The sequence below is a fragment of the Calidifontimicrobium sp. SYSU G02091 genome (assembly GCF_022631395.1).
In the GTDB taxonomy this organism is placed as follows: Bacteria; Pseudomonadota; Gammaproteobacteria; order Burkholderiales; family Burkholderiaceae_C; genus Calidifontimicrobium; species Calidifontimicrobium sediminis.
In genome coordinates, this window is record NZ_JALBGB010000025.1 from 1 (window position 1) to 14,244 (window position 14,244).

A 14,244-nucleotide genomic window follows, 5' to 3' on the forward strand; every position below is an offset into this window, starting at 1 on the left:
CTGTCTTGGTGCGTCGGATCGCTCATGCCCAACAGCAAGCCAGAGACATGCCAGCACGAGGGCAGCGGACGAAAAACTCTCACGCTCTCAGCCGCCGCAGCGCGAGCAGCCGCCGCTGCCGCAGCCGCGCGCCGGCGGCGCCTCGTCGGCGGGGGGAATGAAGATGAAGCGCCGCTCGCCCGGCTCGAGCTCGACCCAGTCGAGCGTCGTGCCCTGCAGCAGCGGGCGGCTCGCGGCCGCGACGACGACCGTCAGACCGTCGAACTCGAGCGCCTCGTCCTCGTCGTGGGTGTCGTCGAAGCCCATGCCGTACTCGATCGAACCGTCGTCGGCGCGCCGCGCCGCGACGCGCAGCGCCATGCCCACCGCACGGCCCTGCAGCGCGGCGCTGCGGATCTGTTCGAGGGCGGCGTCGGTCACGGTCAGCATCGGCGGGCTCCAGAGGGGCGTGGGTTCACGCGGCGAGCGCGAGGCCCGGCGCGGCGGCGGTCGCGCGGCAGCGGCGCACGAAATCGACGAAGCGCGGCGCCCAGTCGCTGCCGGCGCCGGTGCGCAGGTGGCTGTACGACGCGACGAGGCGGCCGACGACGACGCCGTCGCACGCCCCGTCGACGCCGTGGCCGCGTTGCACGCGGTACGCGAACGCGGTGTGCGGTACGAGGCCGTCGAGGCTCGAGTGGTGGAACTCGTGGCCGTGCAGCACGGTGCCCGAGGCCTGCCCCCACGGGTGGTCGGCAAGGGCTTCGAGACGCACGTAGCCGCGCCCGACGGGCTTCGCGTGCATCGTCACGTCGCCCGGGATCGCGCCGACCATCTCGGCGCAGCGATCACCCCAGCGGATCGAGCGCGCGAGGTACATCAGCCCGCCGCACTCGGCGTAGGTCGGCAAGCCGGCGGCGATCGCGTCGCGCAGCGCATGGCGCAGCGCGACGTTGGCCTCGAGCTCGGCCATGAAGACCTCGGGGAAGCCGCCACCGACGAACAGCCCGTCGACGGCGGGCAGCGACGTGTCGTGCAGCGTGTCGATCGGCACCAGGCACGCGCCGGCCGCTTCGAGCGCCGCCAGGTCGTCGGCGTAATAGAAACCGAACGCACGGTCGCGCGCGATGGCGATGCGCACGTCGGCGCGTGGGGTGGCGGCGGGCCGCTGCGGCGCGGGCCCCGCCCACGCCGGCGCCGCGGCGGCGACGGCGCGCACGCGGTCGAGGTCGACGCCGTCGGCGACGAGGGTCGCGATCTGTGCGACGCGCTCGGCGGCGCCGTCGAACTCGGCGTCGGGCGTGAGGCCGAGGTGGCGCTCGGGCAGCACGAGGCGCTCGTCGCGCGCGATGGCGCCGAGCACCGGCACGTCGGTGTACGCCTCGAGTGCAGCGCGCAGCTTGGACTCGTGGCGTGCGCCGCCGACCTGGTTCAGGATCACGCCGGCGATGCGCACGTCGCGGTCGAAGGCCTGGAAGCCGAGCACGAGCGGCGCGACGCCGCGCGTCATGCCGCGCGCATCGAGCACGAGCACGACCGGCGCGCCGAGCTGCTTGGCCAGCGCCGCGTTGCTGTTGCTGCCGTCGAGTGCGAGCCCGTCGTGCAACCCCTTGTTGCCCTCGATCAGCGCGAGGTCGCAGCCGGCGGCCGCGTCGGCGAACGTCGCGCCGATCGCCGCAGGCGTCTGCAGGTGCGGGTCGAGGTTGACGCAGGCGCGGCCGGCCGCGCGCGTCAGCCACATCGGGTCGATGTAGTCGGGCCCCTTCTTGAACGGCTGCACCGCGACGCCGCGCGCCGCGAACGCCGCGGCGAGCCCGATCGCGACCGTGGTCTTGCCCGACGACTTGTGCGCCGCCGAAATGAACAGGCGCGGCAGCGGCGTCACGACGACGCGCCCTCCGTCGCGGGTGCCGCCTTCGCCGCCGGCGCGACGTCGTCCTGCGGCAGGAAATCGAGCACGCGCACGCCCACCGTCGTCAGCACGAACGCCGCGCCGACGCCGCCGAAGCCGAGCAGCCACTCGGGCAGGCGCGGCACGTAGTGCTCGACGGCGCCGTCGGCGAACGGGCTCGTCACGACGTGGCCGGGGAAGATCTCGAGCGGGAACGACTGCCCGCCGATGATGAACACGAACAGCCACGCGAACGCGCCGAGCACGACGAGCGCGGCGGCCACCAGCAGGCTGCTGCCGTCGGGCTTGGGCCTGAACAGCAGCGCCAGCGGCGCGAGCGAGCCCACGAGCACGTAGCCGACCCAGAACAGCAGCGCGAACGTGCCGCCGCCGTCGCGACCGAACAGGATGAAGGCCTCGAACGCGCCCTGGCGCGCGAAGTACAGGTTCGTCAGGTGGTACACCGCCACCAGGTACAGCGACGCGGCGATGAACACGCCGAGCAGGCGCGCCAGGCGGCGCTGGATCTCGGCCGGCAGCGTGATGCGGTTCCACGCGTACATCGTCGACTGCACGACGAGGAACACCGCCAGGCCCCAGCCGAACGACAGCACGATGAACAGTGGCGCGAGCAGCGCCGACTGGTACGCCTGGCGCGCCACGAGGAAGCCGAAGATCGAGCCGGTGCCGGTGGTCAGCACGAAGCGCCACACCAGCGCGGCGATGCCCGCCGGCTTGGACCAGCGGTTCATGCGGCGCTCGAACATCGTCCACAGGTACAGCGCGACGATCGCCGCCATGCCCGAGTACAGGAACACGTTCCAGGCGAACACCGACTTGAAGTTGTAGTGCGTCGCCGCGACGATCACGCGCTCGGGGCGGCCGAGGTCGAGCATCAGCACCATCAGGCCACCGGCGAGCAGCGCCAGGCTCAGCAGCCCCGACAGCGGCGCGCGCTTCTTGTAGACCGTCTGGCCGAACACCGAGCCGATCGACGCGACGTTGAGCACGCCCGACGCGGCGACGATCATGAAGATCGCGAACACGTGCGGCAGACCCCAGACGACCTGGTTCGTCATGCCGGTGACGATGTGGCCGTGCACCTCCATGTAGTGCGCGGCGCCGAGCCCGATCGCGGCGACGAGGCCGCCGGCGAGCACCAGCAGCCAGAAGCGGCGCGCGTCGTCGCGCGCTTCGGCGAGCGCCGTCATGACGTGATCCCCTGGTAGCGCACGCCCGGGTCGAGCCGCAGGTCGGCGCGCAACTGCACGCTGGCGACCTCGCGCAGGCGCTTCGAGATCGCGCTGTCGGGGTCGTTGAGGTCGCCGAACAGGATCGCGCCGTGGCCGGCCTTCGTGCACGCCTCGGCGCACGCGGTCGTCGTGCCGCCGGCGTCGATGCGGTGCACGCACAGCGTGCAGCTCTCGACGCAGCCCTTGCCGCGCGGCACGTCGGGCTTCTGGTCGGTCAGCGGCTCGTGCACGAACGAGCGCGCCTTGTACGGGCAGGCCATCATGCAGTAGCGGCAGCCGATGCAGATGTGGCGGTCGACGAGCACGATGCCGTCGGCGCGCTTGAACGACGCGCCGGTCGGGCACACGTCGACGCACGGCGGCGACGCGCAGTGCTGGCACATCACCGGTGCCGAGCTGACGCGCCCGGTCTTGATCTCCTTGATCTCGACCTTGCGGATCCACTGCGCCGAGGTCGGCGTCGGCCGCGGGTCGAGCCCGTTCTCGGCGTTGCAGGCGTCGACGCAGTCGGTGCAGCCGCTGGCGCACTTCGTCGTGTCGATCAGCAGGCCCCAGCGCACCTTCGGGCTGGCGCCCGCAGTGGGGCCGTCGGCGCCGGCGGCGCGCGCGACCTCGATCAGCCGGATGCCGGGCGCGACCATCACGCCGGCCAGTCCGGCGGCGGCGACGCCGAAGAAGCCGCGCCGCGTGGCCTTGGCGGCATCGCGGGCCGCGGCAGGGGCGTGCTCGTATTCGCTCATGGCTTCAGCAGCTGCAAGGTGGCGGCGTCGGCCGCGGCGATGCCGCCGTCGAGCTGGCGGGCCTGCGCCCCGAGGCGCATCACGGCCGCCGCGTTCGGCCCCACCGGCACGATCGGGTGGAACGCGGTGGGCGCCGGCTTCGTCGCGTGGCACTCGAAGCAGTCGATGCGCACCGCGGTGTAGCTGTGGCAGCTGATGCAGAAGTTCGTCTCGGCGGCCGCGACGCTGCCGGTCGTCGGGCTCGCGTGGCACGCGATGCAGGCCTTCAGGCTCGCCTTCGCGCCGCGGATGCCGCCGTGGACCGTCTCGTCGCGCTGGTGCTTGAGCATCGCCGGGTGCTCGCGGCGCATCGTCGCCGGGTCGGCGATGCACTGGGTGCCCGGCTTGGCCGGCTCGATCACCGGCTTGGGCGTGCGGCCGCTGCCCTGAGCCAGCGCGCAAGAAGCTGCTGCACCCAGCGCCAGCGACAGGATCCCCATCCGCCACGCCGCCGTGGTCCAAGCGGCCGCCGCGGATCCGGCTTCGCCGGTCCGCTGGCGGCGCCCCCCCGGGGGGGAGGCGCCGAAGGCGCTGCGGGGGGGGGCCATCACTCCCCGAGACCCATCTGGATGTACCCGGTCGGGCACACGTCGTGGCAGATGTGGCAGCCGATGCACTTCGTGTAGTCGGTGTCGACGTAACGCCCCGTCGTCGCCTGCGACTTCTTGACCTTGAACACCGCGGTCTGCGGGCAGTAGACGACGCAGTTGTCGCACTCGAAGCACAGCCCGCAGCTCATGCAGCGCTTGGCCTCGGCGATCGCCTCGGCCTCGGTCAGCGGCAGCACGCGCTCGTCGAAGTTGTTCAGTGCCTGCTCGGCGGTCAGCGTGACGATCTTGCGCTTGTGGCGCGGCGTGTACTGGAAGTGGCCGAGGAACAGCTCCTCGTGCGGGATCACGTAGCGGTCGGAGCGGTTGTCGAAGTTGTGGATCGCGACGTTGGTGCTGTCGGTGCCGCGGATCGGCTCGTGCACCTCCGACAGCACGAGCCCCTTCTCGATCAGCTTGCGCTGGATGTCCCAGGTGTGGACGTCGATCTTCGGCCGCTTGTCGAGCGGCTCGCCGGCGAGGTAGCGGTCGATGCTGTCGGCGGCGATCGCGCCATGGCCGATCGCGGTCGTCAGCAGGTGCGGGCGCACGACGTCGCCGCCGACGAACATGCCCTTGTGGCCCTGGACCTGGTAGTTCTTGTCGGCGCTGATGCCGCCCTTGCCGTTGTTCAGCGCTTCGAGCCCGGTGAAGTCCACCGCCTGGCCGATCGCCGAGACGATCAGGTCGGCCGGGATGTCCTCCTCGGTGCCTTCGATCATCTTGATCTCGAGCCGGCCGCCCTTGATCGACGCCTCGCACCGCGCGACGCGCAGCGCGGTGGCACGCCCGTCAGGTCCGCGCACGACGGCCACCGGCGCGAGCCCGCCGCGGATCGCGATGCCTTCGGCGAGGGCGTGTTCGACCTCGTGCTTGCTCGCCTGCATCTTGTCGACGGCGAAGATCGACGTCAGCGTCACTTCGGCGCCCTGGCGCGCCGACACCGACGCGACGTCGTGCGCGACGTGGCCGGCGATCGCCATCTCGGGGCGGTCCTTCTCGTGCACCTGCTCGATGTGGCCGAGGCGGCGCGCGACGGTGGCGACGTCGATCGACGTGTCGCCGCCGCCGACGACGACGACGCGCTTGCCGACGTGGCGCAGCCGCCCATCGTTGAACGCCTTCAGGAACGCGGTCGCGGTGACGCAGTTCGGCGCGTCGGCGCCTTCGACCGGCAGCGGGCGGCCGCTTTGCGCACCGAGGCCGAGGAAGACGGCGTCGAACTCGGCCTGGATCTGCTCGAGCGTAATGTCGGTGCCGATGCGCGTGTTCAGGCGCGCCTCGACGCCGAGGTCGAGGATGCGCTGGATCTCGGCGTCGAGCACCCGCCTCGGCGTGCGGAAGCCCGGGATGCCGTAGCGCATCATGCCGCCGAGCTCGGCGCGCTCGTCGAAGATCGTCACCGAGTGGCCCTTGCGCGCGAGCTGGTACGCCGCCGACAGCCCGGCCGGGCCGCCGCCGATCACGGCGACCTTCTTGCCCGTGAGCTTCTCGGGCTTCGGGAACTGCAGGTTGTTCGCGATCGCGTACTCGCCGAGGAAGTGCTCGACCGAGTTGATGCCGACGAAGTCCTCGACCTCGTTGCGGTTGCACCCGGACTCGCACGGCGCCGGGCAGACGCGGCCCATCACGGACGGCAGCGGGTTGGCCTCGGTCAGGCGCCGCCACGCGTACTCCTGCCACGGCACGCCGGCCGGCGGCTTCTCGATGCCGCGCACGATGTTCAGGTAGCCGCGGATGTCCTCGCCGGACGGGCACGACGCCTGGCACGGCGGCGTGCTCTGGATGTACGTCGGGCACTTGTGCGAGTGGTCGGCGTCGAAGATCTGCTCCTGCCAGCGCTTGATCTTGTGGTCGCCGTCCTTGAAGCGGCGGAAGGTCAGCGGCTTGACGTCGGTGGTCTCGGTTGCGGCAGACATCGCGGGTCTCCTGGGGAATCGTGTGCGGCGCGGCGCCGTTCAGCGGGCGTCGCCGAGCCGGATGGCCTTGCTGACGAGCTGGTGCACGCCGCCGACCATGCTCATGTCGAAGCCGTAGTACGGCAGCACCTTCGTGAACTGCGCCTTGCAGATCGCGCAGATCGTGGCCATGAAGTTGACGCCGTGCTGGTCGACGACGTTCTTCAGCGCCTCCATGCGCGGCAGCGCGCCCTTGACGCGCAGTTCGATCAAGTCGTCAGTCAGCAGCCCGCCGCCGCCGCCGCAGCAGAACGTGGCCTCGCCGATCGTGCCCGGCGCCATGTCGTGGAAGTGGTTGGCCACGGCCTTGATGATCTCGCGCGGGATCACGAACTGGCCGCCCGGCATGTCACCCATGCGCGAGGCGCGCGCGACGTTGCACGAGTCGTGGAACGTGATGATGCGGTCGTCGTTCTTTTCCTTGTCGAACTTGAGCGCACCGCGCTGGATCAGGTCGTGGGTCAGCTCGCAGATGTGCGTCGGCTGCTTGTAGCGTGGGTCGAGCTGCTGCTGCAGCTCGATCGCGAACGGGTCCTTGCCGCCCGCGCCGACGCCGATCAGCGTGTTCCAGAAGCTGTAGGCCACGCGCCACGCGTGGCCGCACTCGCCGACGACGATGCGCTTGACGCCGAGCTCGAGCGCCGCCTCGCGGATGCGCATCGCGATCTTGCGCAGCTGCTCGTAGTTGCCGATGAACATGCCGAAGTTGCCGGCCTCGCTCGCCTTGCTCGACAGCGTCCAGCTAATGCCGGCGGCGTGGAACACCTTGCCGTAGCCGATCAGGCTCTCGACGTGCGGCTCGGCGAAGAAGTCGGCCGACGGCGTCACCAGCAGCACCTTGGCGCCCTTGGCATCGATCGGATAGCGCACGTCGACGCCGGTGTCTGCCTTGACGTCTTCTTCCAGGTCCTCGAGCGTGTTCTCGAGCGCAGGGCCCGGCAGCCCGAGGTTGTTGCCGATCTTGTGGACCTTGCCGATGATCTCGTTGCTGTACTTCTGCCCGAGGCCGACCGAGTCCATGATCTCGCGCGCGGCCATCGTGACCTCGGCGGTGTCGATGCCGTACGGGCAGAACACGCTGCAGCGGCGGCACTCGGAGCACTGGTGGTAGTAGCTGTACCACTCGTCGAGCACCTCGCGCGTGAGGTCGACGGCGCCCACGAGCTTCGGGAACAGCTTGCCGGCGAGCGTGAAGTAGCGCCGGTAGACCTTGCGCATCAGGTCCTGGCGCGCCACCGGCATGTTCTTCGGATCGCCGGTGCCGAGGAAGTAGTGGCACTTGTCGGAGCACGCGCCGCAGTGCACACAGGCGTCCATGTACACCTGCAGCGAGCGGTACTTGCCGAGCAGTTCGCCCATCTTCGCGATCGCACGCTGCTCCCAGCCCTCGCTCAGCTCGCCGGGGAAACCGATGTGGCTCTGGATCTGCGGCGACGCGACGAACGGCCTGGTGTGCGCCATCGCGCCCTCGGCCACCAGCGGGATGACCGGGTAGGGCTTCAGTTCGGGAGTCTGGAACGCCGCGGTGGCCACGCCACTGCCCTCACTTGTCGAGCGCGGCCGCCCACGACGCCACGTGGCGCGCCTCGCGCGGGTTGTCGACCTGGTAACGCGTCGGGCTGAACAGCAGCCCCGGCGCGTGCAGCAGCTTGCTGATCGGGAACACGATCAGAAGCACCGCCACCAGCGCCAGGTGCAGCAGCAGCAGCGGGTCGGCCGGCAGCGGCTGCACGTCGAAGCGCATCAGCCCGAGCGTGAACGCCTTCAGCGCGACGATGTCGGTGTGCGCGACGAAGCGCATCCCGAGCCCCGACAGGCCGATCGCGATCAGCAGCGCCAGGTGCAGGTGGTCCGACGGCGTCGAGATGTAGCGCACCCGGTCGACGAGGAAACGCCTCGCCCACAGCCCCGCCAGGCCCGCGACCATCGTGAAACCGGCGTAGGTGCCGAACGGCTGCACCCACACGATCGGCTCCCACACCGGCTGCTGGAAGTAGCGCACGTGGCGCAGGATCACGAGCAGCAGCGAGACGTGGAACAGCCAGCCGAAGGCCCAGGTCCACTTGTTGGACTTGAACAGGCTCTCGAAGAGGGCGACCTCGCGCACCATGCGCAGCGCCGCGCCGCCGCCCGTCGTCGGCGCCGGCGTCGTCGGGATCTTCAGCGGCGCCGGCGTCGTCGCGTAGCGCCGGATCTTCAGCGCCAGGCCGACGACGAACAGCGCCGTCGCCGCGTAGAAGACGACCGCGTAGGCCCAGCCGAGCGCCGTCATCGCGTGGATCCTGCCGGTGACGGCGCCCGTCGGCCCCTCAGACGCAGCCGGTGGGCTTGGGCAGGCCGGCGATCTTGCACGCCTGCTTCGCCGGGCCGTACGGGAACAGTTCGTAGAGGTACTTGCTGTTGCCCTTCTCTTCGCCGAGCTGCTTGCCGATGGCCTTCGTCAGCACGCGCACCGCGGGGGCGATCTGGTACTCGTCGTAGTACTGGCGCAGGAAGTTGACGACTTCCCAGTGGTTGGGTGTCATCTCGACGTTTTCCTGCTTGGCGATCGCGGCGGCCACGTCCTCGTTCCAGTCGGACAGGTTGACCAGGTAGCCTTCCTCGTCGGTCTCGATGGTGTGGCCGTTGACTTCGATCGACATCTCGTTCTCCTCGTGCGTCGGGTGAAGGGGTTGGCTCGCGCTTCAGAGCCAGGACTGGTTCGTGGGGTGCTCGGCGACGAGGTCGACGAAGCCGGCGTAGTCCACCGTGGCCACGCCGTCGATCAGGCGGCCGGCGACGCCGCGCGCCTCGAGGTCGGGCGCGAGCGCGACGACCTTCAGCCGCTTCGTCGCGGCCGCCAGCCCGCTCGCCACGGCCATGCCGGTGGTGGCAGCGTAGACGCCGTCCTCGATCAGCAGCAGCGTGTGGCCGTCCTTGGCCAGCCGCAGGCAGCTCGCGAGGCCCGTCGTCTGCGCGGGGGACTTGTTGACGATGTGCAGCATCGGGGTTCCTCGGTCAGAACGACAGCACGACGTCCTGCGCGGCCATCAGGTCGGCCATCTCGGCGCTTGACAGCACCGTGACGTCGACGAGCAGGTCGTCCTCGGTCAGGCCGCGCGCGTCCATCGACTCGCGCTCGACATACAGCTTCTCGATGTCGTAGCCCTCGAGCGCGCGATACGTCTTGCTGTGGTTCTTGATGCCGATGGCCTTCGTGTCCTGGCCCTTGACGAGCTGGTAGACGCCGTCGTCGACGAACACGAGACTGACGTCCTGGTCGAACGTGGCCGTGATCAGCACCACCTCGAGGCTCTCGAGCGCGTAGATCGTGCCGTACGGGGCCTTGCGGTTGACGAACATGAACTTCTTCATCGTCAGTCTCCGAAGGTCACCGTGCGGTCGCTCTTGATGCCGCCGTCGACGAGCTGGCCGAGCCCGCTGATGCGAAAGCCCGGCGCGAGCACCTCGTCCTTGATGCCGCGGCGCAGTGCGGCGGCGACGCACACGACGAGGTCGACGCCGTGCTGCTCCTTCAGCGCCGACCAGCGGTTGACGATGTGGCGGTCGTCCTGCGGCGGCTCGGTGAGCCGCGTCGCGTTGTAGACGCCGTCGTGGTAGAAGAAGACGCGCATCACCTCGTGGCCCTTGGCGATCGCGGCGGCAGCGAACTGGTACGCGGTGTCGCTCGCCTGGTGCGTGTACGGGCCTTCGCTGACCAGCAGGGTGAATTTCATCGGGTGCCGCGCCGGTTCAGAAACGGATATGCGTCGACGCGTTCAGGTTGGCCCGCGAGCCGCGCCAGTCGTCGATCAGGTACTTGGTGAACGGCAGGTCGCACTTCTCGAAGAAGCGCGGCCAGCCGATGCGCTCGACCCAGTCGCTCAGGCGCTCCCACGAGCGCGCGTCGGCTTTGTAGGTGTAGAGGATCTTCTTGACGATCGCCGACGCTTCCGGCCAGCGCGGCGGGTTGTTCGGAATGCCGGCCGCGACCATCTTCATGAAGGTCGGCTTGCCGCGCGCGTTCGAGTTCTTGCCGCCGACCCAGATCGCCAGCTTCGAGTGCTCGGGGTCGTTGATCTGCATCGGCGGGCACGGCGGGTAGCAGGCGCCGCAGCAGATGCACTTCTTCTCGTCGACTTCGAGCGAGGGCTTGCCGTTGACCAGTGCCGGCCGGATCGCCGCGACCGGGCAGCGTGCGACGACCGCCGGGCGCTCGCAGACGTTGGCCACCAGGTCGTGGTTGATCTTCGGCGGCTTGGTGTGCTGCACGATGATCGCGATGTCGGCCTGGCCGCCGCAGTTGATCTCGCAGCAGCTCGTCGACAGGTGCACGCGGTTGGGCATCTCCTCGCGCTTGAACTCCTCGTAGAGCTCGTCCATCAGCGCCTTGACGACGCCCGACGCGTCGGTGCCCGGGATGTCGCAGTGCAGCCAGCCCTGCGTGTGCGCGATCATCGACACCGAGTTGCCGGTGCCGCCGACGGGGAAGCCGTTCTCCTCGAGCGCACTGATCAGCGGCGCGACCTTGTTCGGGTCGGCGACCATGAATTCGATGTTGCTGCGGATCGTGAAGCGCACGTAGCCGTCGGCATAGGTGTCGGCGATGTCGCACAGCTTGCGGATCGTGTAGACGTCCATCTGCCGCTGCGTTCCGGCGCGCACGGTCCACACCTCGTCGCCGCTGTGCGAGACGTGGTGCAGCACACCGGGGCGCGGGCGGTCGTGGTAGCGCCAGTTGCCGTAGTTCTTCAGCAACGTGGGGTGCATGTACTGCTTGTTGTCGGGAGCGCCGCTCTCGATCGGGGTGCGATGGGCCATGGTGCGTGTTCCGCGATGGATTCAGCGGGGTCCCGCCGCCGCGCCGGCGACGGCGGGTGCCAGGCGGCGGCTCAGGCCGCTGCCTTCTTCTTGGCGTTGATCTTTGCCACTTCCTCGTCCCAGCCGTCGGTGCGCACGTAGGGGTTCGTGCGCGGGTTCGAGACCATGTTCGGGTCGATGTCGACGCCGATGCCCTCGAGGAAGTTGACGAGGCCGATGCGCTCGATCATCTCGCCGGTGCGCTCGTGTTCGAGCGCGTTCTCGGCGAAGAAGTCGATCACGCGCTGCGCGAGGTCGACGAGGTTGTCGAAGTCCTCGTCGCTCTTCATCGGCATGAACGGCACGACGACGGTGCCCATCAGGTCGCCGATCTTCAGCGTGCGCTTGCCGCCGACGAGCACCGTCACGCCGGTGTCGGTGCCGCGCGCGAGCGCGCCGGTCATCACGTTGATGCAGTGCATGCAGCGCACGCAGTCGCCGTTGTCGATCTCGAGCGCGTGCGTGTCGCTGACCTTGACGCTGCTGATCTTCTCGCCCTGGCGCAGGTCCTTGACTTCCTTGAGCTGGATCGCCTTCGTCGGGCAGCGCGCGACGACGTCGTTGACGAGCTCGTTCATGCCGTGCTTGTCGAACCACTTGCGCGCCAGTTCCTCGTCGGTGCGCATGTTGTCGCGCCAGGTGCCGATGACGGCCATGTCGGCACGCTGGATCGAGTTCATGCAGTCGTTCGGGCAGCCGCTGAACTTGAACTTGAACTTGTACGGCAGCGCCGGGCGGTGGATGTCGTCGACGAAGGTGTTGATCACCGTGCGGTGCGCGCGGCCCTCGTCGTAGCAGCTCTGCTCGCAGCGCGCGGCGCCGACGCAGCTCATCGACGTGCGCACCGCGGGGCCGGCGCCGCCGAGGTCGAAGCCGAGCTCGTTGAGCTCGTCGAACGCCTCCTGCACCTTGGCGGTCGTCGCGCCCTGGAACATGATGTCGCCCGACTGGCCGTGGAACGCGATCAGGCCGGTGCCGTGCTTCTCCCAGATGTCGCACATCTTGCGCAGCACGTCGGTCGTGTAGTGCATGCCCGGCGGCGGCTGCACGCGCAGCGTGTGCAGCTCGGCCGCGTCGGGGAACAGCGGCTCGCCCTTCTCGTTCTTCAGCTCGGTGAAGCGCGGGATCACGCCGCCGCCGTAGCCGAACACGCCGACGGTGCCACCCTTCCAGTAGCCCTTCTTCGTCTGGTACGACGTCTCGAGCGTGCCGAGCAGGTCGACGACGTAGTCCTTGTCCTTCGCGAGTCGCTTCAGGCCGGTGACGAAACTGGGCCACGGACCGGTCTCGAGCGCGTCGAGCATCGGCGTGTCGTGCATCTTCTTGGCCATGCTTGTCTCCTTGGGTGGCCGGCGCCGGTCCTGCAGCGCGCTGTCCCGCCTCGGCGGGCGGTTGTTCGAAGGTCGGCGAATGCTACGGGCGCCATCGTGCGGCGCGCTATCACCCGCGTCGGGTAGCGACGATAGACCCGAATGGGCAGACCGACACTACCCGGATGGGCTATGCAGCGATCCCCCGTGCCGGGTATGGACGCCGCCGGGCATGGCCGCGCTCAATGCACGCTTCGGTTCGACCGCCTTGCGCTGCGATGACCCGCCTGACCCCGATTGCGAAGCTGCGCGTGCCGCTGGGCGGGCAGGACATCGAGCTGCAGCAGGTCGACCACGACGCCGGCGGCATGAGCCTGCTGCGCACGCGCATCCGCGAGAAGAGCCGCTTCACGGTCTTCGACGTCGACCCGCTGACGGCGCGCGCCTGGGGTGAGGCGCTGCTGGCGTGGGCGCGTGCGCAGCCCGGCGCCGGCGACGCGGGCGACGCATGAGGCGGAGGCCGCCGTGATCGACGACGCCGAGCTGCCGCCTTCGACGATGGTCGACGCCGTGTTCCCGCTCGAGGGGCGCACGCTGCCACGCGACTACCGGCTTGCGCTGGCCGACGCGCTCGATGCGGCCGCGCCCTGGCTGCGCGACCTGCCCGGCGCCGGCCTGCACCCGGTCAACGTCGCCGACACGGCCGGCGGCGACGTGCTGCTGTCGCAGCGCGCGCGCCTGGTCCTGCGTGTGCCGCGCACGCACGCCGACGCGCTGCGTGCGCTGGCCGGGCGCGAGCTCGACGTCGACGGCCATTGGCTGCGGCTGGGCACGCCGCACCTGCGCGAGCTGCTGCCGCACAACACGCTGTACGCGCACTTCGTCGCCGCCGACCTTGCCGAGGCCACGGGCGGCGACGACGAAGCGGCGTTCCTCGCCGCCGTCAACGCCGAGCTCGACGCGCTCGGTGCGGCGTGCCAGCGCATCTGCGGCCAGCGCCAGCGCATCCGCGGCGGCGACGGCGTGCTCGTGGGCTTCAGCCTGATGCTGCACGGGCTCGCGGCCGCCGACGCGCTGCGCGTGCTCGAAGCCGGTGTCGGCCCGCACCGGCGGCTCGGCGCGGGCCTGTTCGTGCCGCACCGCTCGGCCGCGGCGGTGGGCAGCTGAACCGGTCACGATCCGTCCGACCCTGAACCACGACAGGAGACATTCGACATGGGGTATGTCGTCAACGGCACCGAACTGGAAACCGACGAGCAGGGCTACCTGATCGAGCCCGATTTCGGCGACGAGGTCGTGCGCGTCATCGCCGCGGCCGAAGGCATCACGCTGACCGACGACCACTGGAAGGTCGTCGAGTACCTGCGCAACGAGTACCGCGAGCACGGCCACACGCCGAACTTCCGCCACATGCTCAAGGGCGTCGCCGAGATCCTGCCGGGCTGCGACAGCAAGGCGCTGTACGACCTGTTCCCGCTGGGGCCGGCCAAGCAGGGTGCGAAGGTCGCGGGGCTGCCGCAGCCTTATGGCAAAGGCGGGTACTGATGGCTCCCCCCCGAAGCGCCTTCGGCGCTCCCCCCCAGGGGGGCGCCGCCAGCGGGCCGGCGAAGCCGGACCCGCGGCGGCCGCGGGACGGGCGCTTCGCTTC

Annotated in this window: 17 protein-coding genes; 3 read left to right on the forward strand and 14 right to left on the reverse strand. The window is 69.9% G+C overall.

Going from position 1 to position 14,244, the window contains the following annotated elements:
* Positions 1-87 precede the first annotated feature (87 nt).
* The 14 genes from MOJ79_RS14335 to dsrA form a co-directional block, all read right to left on the reverse strand.
* Entirely contained in the window at positions 88-429 is a 342-nt protein-coding gene (locus MOJ79_RS14335) for a HesB/IscA family protein (protein WP_241924764.1), read from the reverse strand.
* Between the two features lie 25 nt (positions 430-454).
* Positions 455-1,864 (reverse strand): cobyrinate a,c-diamide synthase, encoded by a 1,410-nt coding sequence (locus tag MOJ79_RS14340; RefSeq protein ID WP_241924765.1) that lies wholly within the window; start codon positions 1,862-1,864, stop codon positions 455-457.
* On the reverse strand, positions 1,861-3,081 hold the full coding sequence (gene nrfD / locus MOJ79_RS14345; RefSeq protein ID WP_241924766.1) for an NrfD/PsrC family molybdoenzyme membrane anchor subunit: 1,221 nt from the start codon (positions 3,079-3,081) through the stop codon (positions 1,861-1,863). The genes MOJ79_RS14340 and nrfD overlap by 4 nt, the downstream gene beginning before the upstream one ends.
* Complete coding sequence (dsrO, locus tag MOJ79_RS19045; protein ID WP_272885392.1) at positions 3,078-3,863, reverse strand: sulfate reduction electron transfer complex DsrMKJOP subunit DsrO; 786 nt, start codon at positions 3,861-3,863, stop codon at positions 3,078-3,080. Before dsrO ends, nrfD begins: the two co-directional genes overlap by 4 nt.
* Positions 3,860-4,342 (reverse strand): hypothetical protein, encoded by a 483-nt coding sequence (locus tag MOJ79_RS14355; RefSeq protein ID WP_241924767.1) that lies wholly within the window; start codon positions 4,340-4,342, stop codon positions 3,860-3,862. The genes dsrO and MOJ79_RS14355 overlap by 4 nt, the downstream gene beginning before the upstream one ends.
* 107 nt (positions 4,343-4,449) lie before the next feature.
* Positions 4,450-6,408: an NAD(P)-binding protein gene (locus tag MOJ79_RS14360; protein WP_241924768.1), complete on the reverse strand. Its 1,959-nt coding sequence runs from the start codon at positions 6,406-6,408 to the stop codon at positions 4,450-4,452.
* A gap of 39 nt (positions 6,409-6,447) precedes the next feature.
* Positions 6,448-7,980 carry a sulfate reduction electron transfer complex DsrMKJOP subunit DsrK gene (dsrK, locus tag MOJ79_RS14365; RefSeq protein ID WP_241924769.1) on the reverse strand — a complete coding sequence of 511 codons (1,533 nt, stop codon included), beginning with the start codon at positions 7,978-7,980 and terminating at the stop codon, positions 6,448-6,450.
* 10 nt (positions 7,981-7,990) lie between these two features.
* Positions 7,991-8,719, reverse strand: coding sequence for a respiratory nitrate reductase subunit gamma (locus MOJ79_RS14370; protein WP_241924770.1), 729 nt, complete (start codon positions 8,717-8,719; stop codon positions 7,991-7,993).
* Positions 8,720-8,756: 37 nt separating this feature from the next.
* Positions 8,757-9,089 (reverse strand): TusE/DsrC/DsvC family sulfur relay protein, encoded by a 333-nt coding sequence (locus tag MOJ79_RS14375; RefSeq protein ID WP_119289910.1) that lies wholly within the window; start codon positions 9,087-9,089, stop codon positions 8,757-8,759.
* A gap of 42 nt (positions 9,090-9,131) precedes the next feature.
* Positions 9,132-9,431, reverse strand: coding sequence for a sulfurtransferase complex subunit TusB (tusB, locus tag MOJ79_RS14380; protein ID WP_241924771.1), 300 nt, complete (start codon positions 9,429-9,431; stop codon positions 9,132-9,134).
* 13 nt (positions 9,432-9,444) lie between these two features.
* Positions 9,445-9,801: a sulfurtransferase complex subunit TusC gene (gene tusC, locus MOJ79_RS14385; RefSeq protein ID WP_119289914.1), complete on the reverse strand. Its 357-nt coding sequence runs from the start codon at positions 9,799-9,801 to the stop codon at positions 9,445-9,447.
* Positions 9,802-9,803: 2 nt separating this feature from the next.
* Positions 9,804-10,163: a sulfurtransferase complex subunit TusD gene (gene tusD / locus MOJ79_RS14390; RefSeq protein ID WP_119353134.1), complete on the reverse strand. Its 360-nt coding sequence runs from the start codon at positions 10,161-10,163 to the stop codon at positions 9,804-9,806.
* 16 nt (positions 10,164-10,179) lie between these two features.
* Positions 10,180-11,247 carry a dissimilatory-type sulfite reductase subunit beta gene (dsrB, locus tag MOJ79_RS14395; RefSeq protein WP_241924772.1) on the reverse strand — a complete coding sequence of 356 codons (1,068 nt, stop codon included), beginning with the start codon at positions 11,245-11,247 and terminating at the stop codon, positions 10,180-10,182.
* 71 nt (positions 11,248-11,318) lie between these two features.
* Positions 11,319-12,617 (reverse strand): dissimilatory-type sulfite reductase subunit alpha, encoded by a 1,299-nt coding sequence (gene dsrA / locus MOJ79_RS14400; protein ID WP_241924773.1) that lies wholly within the window; start codon positions 12,615-12,617, stop codon positions 11,319-11,321.
* A 257-nt stretch (positions 12,618-12,874) separates the two neighbouring features.
* On the opposite strand from dsrA, the gene MOJ79_RS14405 reads away from it, so the two are divergent.
* Genes MOJ79_RS14405 through MOJ79_RS14415 form a run of 3 tightly spaced genes read left to right on the forward strand, consistent with a single transcriptional unit; the run spans position 12,875 to position 14,141 of the window.
* Complete coding sequence (locus tag MOJ79_RS14405) at positions 12,875-13,108, forward strand: DUF6967 family protein (protein ID WP_241924774.1); 234 nt, start codon at positions 12,875-12,877, stop codon at positions 13,106-13,108.
* Between the two features lie 13 nt (positions 13,109-13,121).
* Positions 13,122-13,763 (forward strand): type I-MYXAN CRISPR-associated protein Cas6/Cmx6, encoded by a 642-nt coding sequence (gene cas6, locus MOJ79_RS14410; protein ID WP_241924775.1) that lies wholly within the window; start codon positions 13,122-13,124, stop codon positions 13,761-13,763.
* Positions 13,764-13,811: 48 nt separating this feature from the next.
* Complete coding sequence (locus MOJ79_RS14415; RefSeq protein WP_119289926.1) at positions 13,812-14,141, forward strand: TusE/DsrC/DsvC family sulfur relay protein; 330 nt, start codon at positions 13,812-13,814, stop codon at positions 14,139-14,141.
* The last annotated feature ends 103 nt before the right edge of the window (positions 14,142-14,244 follow it).

Bases quoted from the DNA above. Each gene is read 5' to 3' on its own strand.
- MOJ79_RS14335 (WP_241924764.1), bottom strand. From the start codon at position 429: ATGCTGACCGTGACCGACGCCGCCCTCGAACAGATCCGCAGCGCCGCG.
- nrfD (WP_241924766.1), bottom strand. From the start codon at position 3,081: ATGACGGCGCTCGCCGAAGCGCGCGACGACGCGCGCCGCTTCTGGCTG.
- dsrO (WP_272885392.1), bottom strand. From the start codon at position 3,863: ATGAGCGAATACGAGCACGCCCCTGCCGCGGCCCGCGATGCCGCCAAG.
- MOJ79_RS14355 (WP_241924767.1), bottom strand. From the start codon at position 4,342: ATGGGGATCCTGTCGCTGGCGCTGGGTGCAGCAGCTTCTTGCGCGCTG.
- MOJ79_RS14360 (WP_241924768.1), bottom strand. From the start codon at position 6,408: ATGTCTGCCGCAACCGAGACCACCGACGTCAAGCCGCTGACCTTCCGC.
- MOJ79_RS14370 (WP_241924770.1), bottom strand. From the start codon at position 8,719: ATGACGGCGCTCGGCTGGGCCTACGCGGTCGTCTTCTACGCGGCGACG.
- MOJ79_RS14375 (WP_119289910.1), bottom strand. From the start codon at position 9,089: ATGTCGATCGAAGTCAACGGCCACACCATCGAGACCGACGAGGAAGGC.
- tusB (WP_241924771.1), bottom strand. From the start codon at position 9,431: ATGCTGCACATCGTCAACAAGTCCCCCGCGCAGACGACGGGCCTCGCG.
- tusC (WP_119289914.1), bottom strand. From the start codon at position 9,801: ATGAAGAAGTTCATGTTCGTCAACCGCAAGGCCCCGTACGGCACGATC.
- tusD (WP_119353134.1), bottom strand. From the start codon at position 10,163: ATGAAATTCACCCTGCTGGTCAGCGAAGGCCCGTACACGCACCAGGCG.
- dsrB (WP_241924772.1), bottom strand. From the start codon at position 11,247: ATGGCCCATCGCACCCCGATCGAGAGCGGCGCTCCCGACAACAAGCAG.
- dsrA (WP_241924773.1), bottom strand. From the start codon at position 12,617: ATGGCCAAGAAGATGCACGACACGCCGATGCTCGACGCGCTCGAGACC.
- MOJ79_RS14405 (WP_241924774.1), top strand. From the start codon at position 12,875: ATGACCCGCCTGACCCCGATTGCGAAGCTGCGCGTGCCGCTGGGCGGG.
- MOJ79_RS14415 (WP_119289926.1), top strand. From the start codon at position 13,812: ATGGGGTATGTCGTCAACGGCACCGAACTGGAAACCGACGAGCAGGGC.